The following is a 5,795-nucleotide window of genomic DNA, read 5'->3' as shown; positions in this document are numbered from 1 at the left end:
GCTACGGCGGGATTCGAACCTGCGACCCCCGCATTATGAGTGCTGTGCTCTAACCCAGCTGAGCTACGCAGCCTAATCTTTGTGTTGCGCCTCTCTGTGAGTGCGGCGCGTATTATGCAAATCGCTTGGCTTACCGTCAACCTCTTTTTAAGAAAAAATCACTTAATTTGGTTTGATTGGTTAAAAAAACACTGATTCGATTGAAAACTGAACGGAAGAGCCACAAAAACACCCATTTACCATGGTAACTCTTCACCATTACTATGGAAGAAACTGCCTGAAGTTTCTATCGTAAGCTCATCAATCCGTTGCATGAGTCGCTCAGCTGCCGTTGCTGGCGAAATATCACCTCGCCCACCGACCATTTCCGTTTGTACATAGCCTGGATGCAATAGTACAACGGCTATTGCTTTATCTTTTAGATCGATGGCTAAAGATTTACCTGCGGCATTGAGCGCTGCTTTTGACATTCGATAGCCATAACGACTGCCCGAACCATTATCATCAATAGAGCCCATCCGACTCGTAATCAGTGCGACTTTACTACCGCCCTCAAGGTTACCTAGCAGCGTTTCCGTCACTCGCAGGGGCGCGATGGCGTTGACTTCATACTGCGCACGCAACATACGTGAATCGAGTTCACCGAGCTCATCATGGTTAAGGAGCCCTGCATTATTAATCAATATATCGACGCGCGTACCGCCGAGACTTTCTTTCATACGCATGAGATCGGAGGTTTTGGTGACGTCAATCCCTTCAATGATGTCGACATCGAGTTCGATAAGTTGTTTTGAGTTATTACGGCATACAGCGGTAACGGAGTAGCCGGCCTCTGAATATTGCTTTGCTAACTCAAAACCGATGCCACGATTAGCACCGGTAATGATGACATTCGACATAATAAAATCCTTCAGTCAGATTGTGTTAAATCTTTCGGGTCAAGTAATTTAGCGAGCTGCTCGCGATCCATGTCTGTCATTTCTTCGGCGACGTCGATGATTGGACGTTTCTCTTTATATGCGCGTTTGGCAATATCGGCTGCTTTGCTATAACCGATCACTGGATTTAACGCGGTCACTAAAATAGGATTTTTGGCTAATGCTTTTTCGAGATTCTCGTGGTTCACCTCGAACCCCGCCACCGCTTTATCAGCTAAGACGTGGCAGCTCTGCGTGAGCAGTCCAAGTGACTGCATTAAGTTGTATCCTATTACGGGTAACATGACATTGAGTTGGAAATTACCTTGTTGTGCAGCAGTCGTGATGGTGGTGTGGTGCCCATTGACCTGCGCTGCAACCATGGCGACTGCTTCAGGTATGACGGGGTTTACTTTGCCGGGCATAATGCTGCTGCCAGGCTGCAAGGGGGTCAGCTGAATTTCGCCTAAACCTGCTAGAGGTCCGCTGTTCATCCAGCGTAAATCATTACTTATTTTTAGTAGCGTGGTTGCGAGGGTATTTAATTGGCCATGCAACTGTACATTGAGCTCTTGTCCGGCAATGCCACTAAAGGGATTACGCGATGCTTTAAAAGCAATCCCAGTTTGCTCGCTGAGCGATTGCGCAAATAAATCGGCAAACTGCTCAGGCGCGTTAATGCCAGTACCAATCGCTGTCCCCCCTTGTGGCAGTACTTGCGAGTGTTCACACAACTGCGGAAGTTGTTGAGCCGTTAATTCGAGCTGGCCAGCCCACGCATTCAACTCCTGAGCCATCGTCAGTGGCATCGCATCCATTAAATGGGTACGCCCCGTCTTTACCACATCACGTAGTTCAACCGCTTTTTTTCTAATGGTGTCTATCAGGTGCTTAAGCGCGGGTTGCAGTCGTTGTTCGACAGCCATCACGCTGGCAATTTGAATCGCTGTTGGAATCGTATCGTTGCTCGATTGGCTCCGATTGACATCATCATTCGGATGTACATCAACGCCTTGTTGTTGTGCAATGTGGGCAATGACTTCATTCACATTCATATTCGAACTCGTGCCTGACCCAGTTTGAAAGACATCAATCGGGAACTGGTCGGCGTGCTGACCATCAATAATTTGCTGAGCGGCCGCTTGAATGGCAGCGGCTTTGTCTTCATCGAGGTCAGCACACTGTTGATTAGCCGCCGCCGCAGACCACTTAATGCGGGCGATGGCTTTGATGAGTTCAGTTGGAAGTGTGAGTCCACTGATGGGGAAATTATTAACCGCACGTTGTGTTTGGGCACCGTAGAGAGCGCTTTTGGGGACCTCTACTTGTCCCATACTATCTGCTTCAGTCCGTGTCTCGTGACTCATAATTCATTGCTCCTAAGCCAAAGAATTTGGTTAATTTGAAATACGGACTTACACTGCTAAAGATCAGTACTAAAAACTAGAGACTTGTATTAAGCTAGCAATCTGAGCATTTGCTCTATATTGCTTTTAACTTCTTAATGATAAGGCGACCCATGATAAAAAAGATAGCACTCAGCCTGCTTATCATCGCATTTTCTGTGGCTTCATCGGCGAATGCACAAACCTTTCGAATTTTAGACAAAAACGGTAATCCTATTAAAAGTGCCGTTGTGTTGATCAATAAGGCTGCGTTAGTGGGGGCCCATGTTGTACAAGACGATGTCGTCATTGACCAAGTCGATAAACAGTTCGTGCCCAAGGTCTCTTCAATTCAGCAAGGCAGTACGGTCGTCTTTCCGAATAGTGATAATATTCGCCACCACGTTTACTCTTTTTCGGAAGCAAAACCGTTTGAATTAAAACTGTACTCTGATCAAGAGCGCCCTAAAGTAACCTTTGACAAACCCGGTGTGGTTACTCTTGGCTGTAACATTCATGACGGTATGATCGGCTACGTTGTGATTAATGACGCGCTACAAGGGTTCGTGACAGACGCGTCTGGGCACGTCAGTATTGACATCAATAATGCGGTCAGTGAACAGTCGCAAGCGATAACACTGCGTGTTTGGCATCCTTGGATGGGTGATAATCTTGATGCTGCCGAGTTGATTGAACTCAGGCTTCCAACGCAAGAAAGCGATATAATGTTAGATGTGGCGCCACCAGCGCAAGAAAAAGAAAAAAAATCGCGATTAGAAAAACGCTTTAATCGCTTAGGAGCTTGATGTTTAAACAGTTTAAAGTTCGACTTGCGGTCATTTTTGGCATTCTCATTGCGGTAGCATTGTGTGGTGCCGTACTGGCCGTTTTACTTACCACATCAAATCAGGTCGAACGCACCCTACAACGTGAGTTAACGGTCAGTGAACGGGTCTTCCGCGAGTTAATGGATGGTCGAGCTGAGCAGCTGCGCCGCGCTGCCGAAGTGCTGACTGATGACTTTGGCTTTAAACGCGCGGTTGCTAGCGAAGATCGCGACACCATCGTGTCTGCGCTAATTAACCATGGTGAGCGCATCGGCACCGATCTCATTGCACTGCAGACACCTAGTGGGGAAGAAATAGCTTCAACACATGACTTGAACTTACAGCAATTAGTAAGCGGTGAGCAGGGGGGAAAGGCCTTGCTTGTGTCAGAAGGGCAACTATATCAAGTGGTAACCGTGCCCGTTACAGCACCCAACCTTATTGCGTGGGCGACGCTCGGTTTCGAGGTAAATAATAAACTTACCGAGCAGCTCAAAGAGTTAGCGAACGCAGATATTACATTATGGCTGGAGCAACAGAGCCAGCTGTTGGCTTCAAGCCTACCTTCCGAGCTTCGTGAGGGGTTTGCACAGGCGTTATCGTCCGAACAGCAAATTTACGATAACTGGGTTCAACAAAGCGGTTTGGCGCTCCAAGAGAGTATACTCAATACGGTTGGGGGGAATGTGGTGCACGTTTCTTTGACCACCTCCCGCGCTGAAGCCATGCGGCAGTTTGATGAGTTACTTGTACAAATTTTATTAATCGGAGCCATTGCGCTCGCTATTACGTTAATTGTTGCACTATTTGTCGCGAAGACTATTTCTACGCCAGTAGCGCTGTTATCTGAGGCGGCCAGTAAGCTCAAATCCGGTGACTATTCACCGACTAACTTGCAGTCACGTAAAGATGAGTTCGGTCAGTTGGCTGATACGTTTGAGTCGATGCGTTCTGCTATCGCTTTGCGTGAGCGTAAAGTCCGTTTCCAAGCCACGCATGACCAGTTAACTGAGCTGCCTAATCGGCGTGAGTTGCAACGGCTATTGAGTCAAAAACTCGGTGACACAACGTCGTCGGGCTGGTTCATCCTCATTAACATCCGCAACTTTCGTCGTTTAAATGATAGTGTCGGTCAACGCATGGGCGATGAAGTGTTAAAACAAATTGCCGAGCGACTATTAATGGATGGTCAACAAAGTCATTTATTAGCCCGCTTTGGTGGCGATGAGTTTGCCTTAGTGACGGCAACGGCGACTGAGTCCGAAGTAGCCCATCAATTGAGACAACTGAGTGCTCGACTCGACAAGCCCTTTTTAGTAGGCGGTAGCCAGTTTGAACTTAAATTCAACTGTGGGGCAGTACAATTCCCCAATCAAGCGACTGAGTTGGATAGCCTCATCCGTCGTGCCCAAGTTTCGGTTAAACATGCTAAAGAAAACAATCAGTTTAATGCATTTTATCAAGAAGGGTTTGATGAAGCGCACTTACGTCGGCTTGCGATCGTCGAGCAACTACCTAAAGCGATTGCGCAAGGCGGTTTTAATCTCGTTGCGCAACCTAAAGTGTCAGCGATTAACGGACGCACCGTCGCGGCGGAGATGCTCATCCGTTGGCAAGATGAGGAACTCGGCTGGGTCGGTCCGGATGAATTTATTCCGCTGGCGGAGCAGTCGGGCATGATTACTGAAATAACCCATTGGGTTGTGGATCAGGCCGAGCAATGGGTGAATCAATTACGAGCATCTCAGGATGATATTAAGCTGAGTATTAATATTTCAGCGGTCGACTTAGTCAATGACAAACTCGCTAATGACTTAGTCGCGCTCAGTCAACGCAATATGCAACGCTATTTGATATTGGAAGTCACCGAAAGTGCGTTGATGAATGAACCTGAAAAATCCATTGCATGCCTGCAAATGCTTAGCGAATTAGGTTACGAGATATCGATTGATGACTATGGTACGGGCTATTCTTCGCTTTCTCAGATACGCCGTTTACCCATTAATGAGTTAAAGATTGATAGGGCTTTTATCCAACATTTAATGGCTCAACCTGAAGATCAGTCCATTGTTCGTTCGACCATTCAACTCGCCCACGAACTAAACTTACGCGTTGTAGCAGAAGGGGTTGAAGATGAAGCCAGCTGGCATTGGCTAGCCGCGCACCAGTGCGACGTTCTACAAGGTTATTATTTTAGTAAGCCGATCTCGTTTGACGAATTACATTTACGACTATTGAAGGAAAAAGAGCATGCCTAAACGCATTTTTTATGGCTTATCCGTACTCTTGCTGAGTGCCGTTCAGCCTGCACTAGCGCAACAATTTGAATCACCGGGATCGCGTTTATTGGCAACCGGCGGCGCGAGCACGATAGAGGGGAGTGGCGGCGGTGGTATCGTGCCATGGGCAACCCTCAGCAGTTACGCTGATGAAGGTGAGTGGGGCGCGACTGTACAGATGACGGAAGTACAAGTTGATGATTTTAGTTTAAGTGTGCAAGGCGCTAGCTTTAACTGGAATAACCGAGTTGAAGTTTCCTATGCACGCCAACAGTTCGACTTAGAAACCATCGGTGGCGAACTTGAGCAATCTGTTTGGGGCGTTAAAGCCCGACTCAGTGGTGACTTGGTGTATGGTGCTATGCCGCAAGTGAGTGCAGGCATCCA

5 protein-coding genes are annotated in these 5,795 nt (G+C 47.5%); 3 read left to right on the top strand and 2 right to left on the bottom strand.

Annotated elements, in window-relative coordinates; all coding sequences use genetic code 11:
• Window positions 1–236: 236 nt before the first annotated feature.
• Together B2X00_RS12030 and B2X00_RS12025 are read right to left on the bottom strand one after the other, a co-directional pair.
• The gene (locus B2X00_RS12030) at window positions 237–899 is read right to left on the bottom strand and encodes an SDR family oxidoreductase (protein ID WP_290487891.1); all 663 of its coding nucleotides are present in this window, start codon (window positions 897–899) and stop codon (window positions 237–239) included.
• An 11-nt stretch (window positions 900–910) separates the two neighbouring features.
• Window positions 911–2,284 (bottom strand): class II fumarate hydratase, encoded by a 1,374-nt coding sequence (locus B2X00_RS12025; RefSeq protein ID WP_290487890.1) that lies wholly within the window; start codon window positions 2,282–2,284, stop codon window positions 911–913.
• 152 nt (window positions 2,285–2,436) lie between these two features.
• On the opposite strand from B2X00_RS12025, the gene B2X00_RS12020 reads away from it, so the two are divergent.
• The 3 genes from B2X00_RS12020 to B2X00_RS12010 form a co-directional block, all read left to right on the top strand.
• On the top strand, window positions 2,437–3,108 hold the full coding sequence (locus B2X00_RS12020) for a methylamine utilization protein (protein ID WP_290487889.1): 672 nt from the start codon (window positions 2,437–2,439) through the stop codon (window positions 3,106–3,108).
• Entirely contained in the window at window positions 3,108–5,387 is a 2,280-nt protein-coding gene (locus B2X00_RS12015; protein WP_290487888.1) for a bifunctional diguanylate cyclase/phosphodiesterase, read from the top strand. Before B2X00_RS12020 ends, B2X00_RS12015 begins: the two co-directional genes overlap by 1 nt.
• The coding region (locus tag B2X00_RS12010) for a DUF3034 family protein (RefSeq protein WP_290487887.1) at window positions 5,380–5,795 on the top strand (416 nt) is incomplete at its 3' end. The genes B2X00_RS12015 and B2X00_RS12010, both read left to right, overlap by 8 nt.

The sequence above is a fragment of the Idiomarina sp. UBA3162 genome (genome assembly GCF_002364475.1).
In the GTDB taxonomy this organism is placed as follows: Bacteria; Pseudomonadota; Gammaproteobacteria; order Enterobacterales; family Alteromonadaceae; genus Idiomarina.
This window is presented reverse-complemented; position numbering and strand designations above follow the sequence as displayed.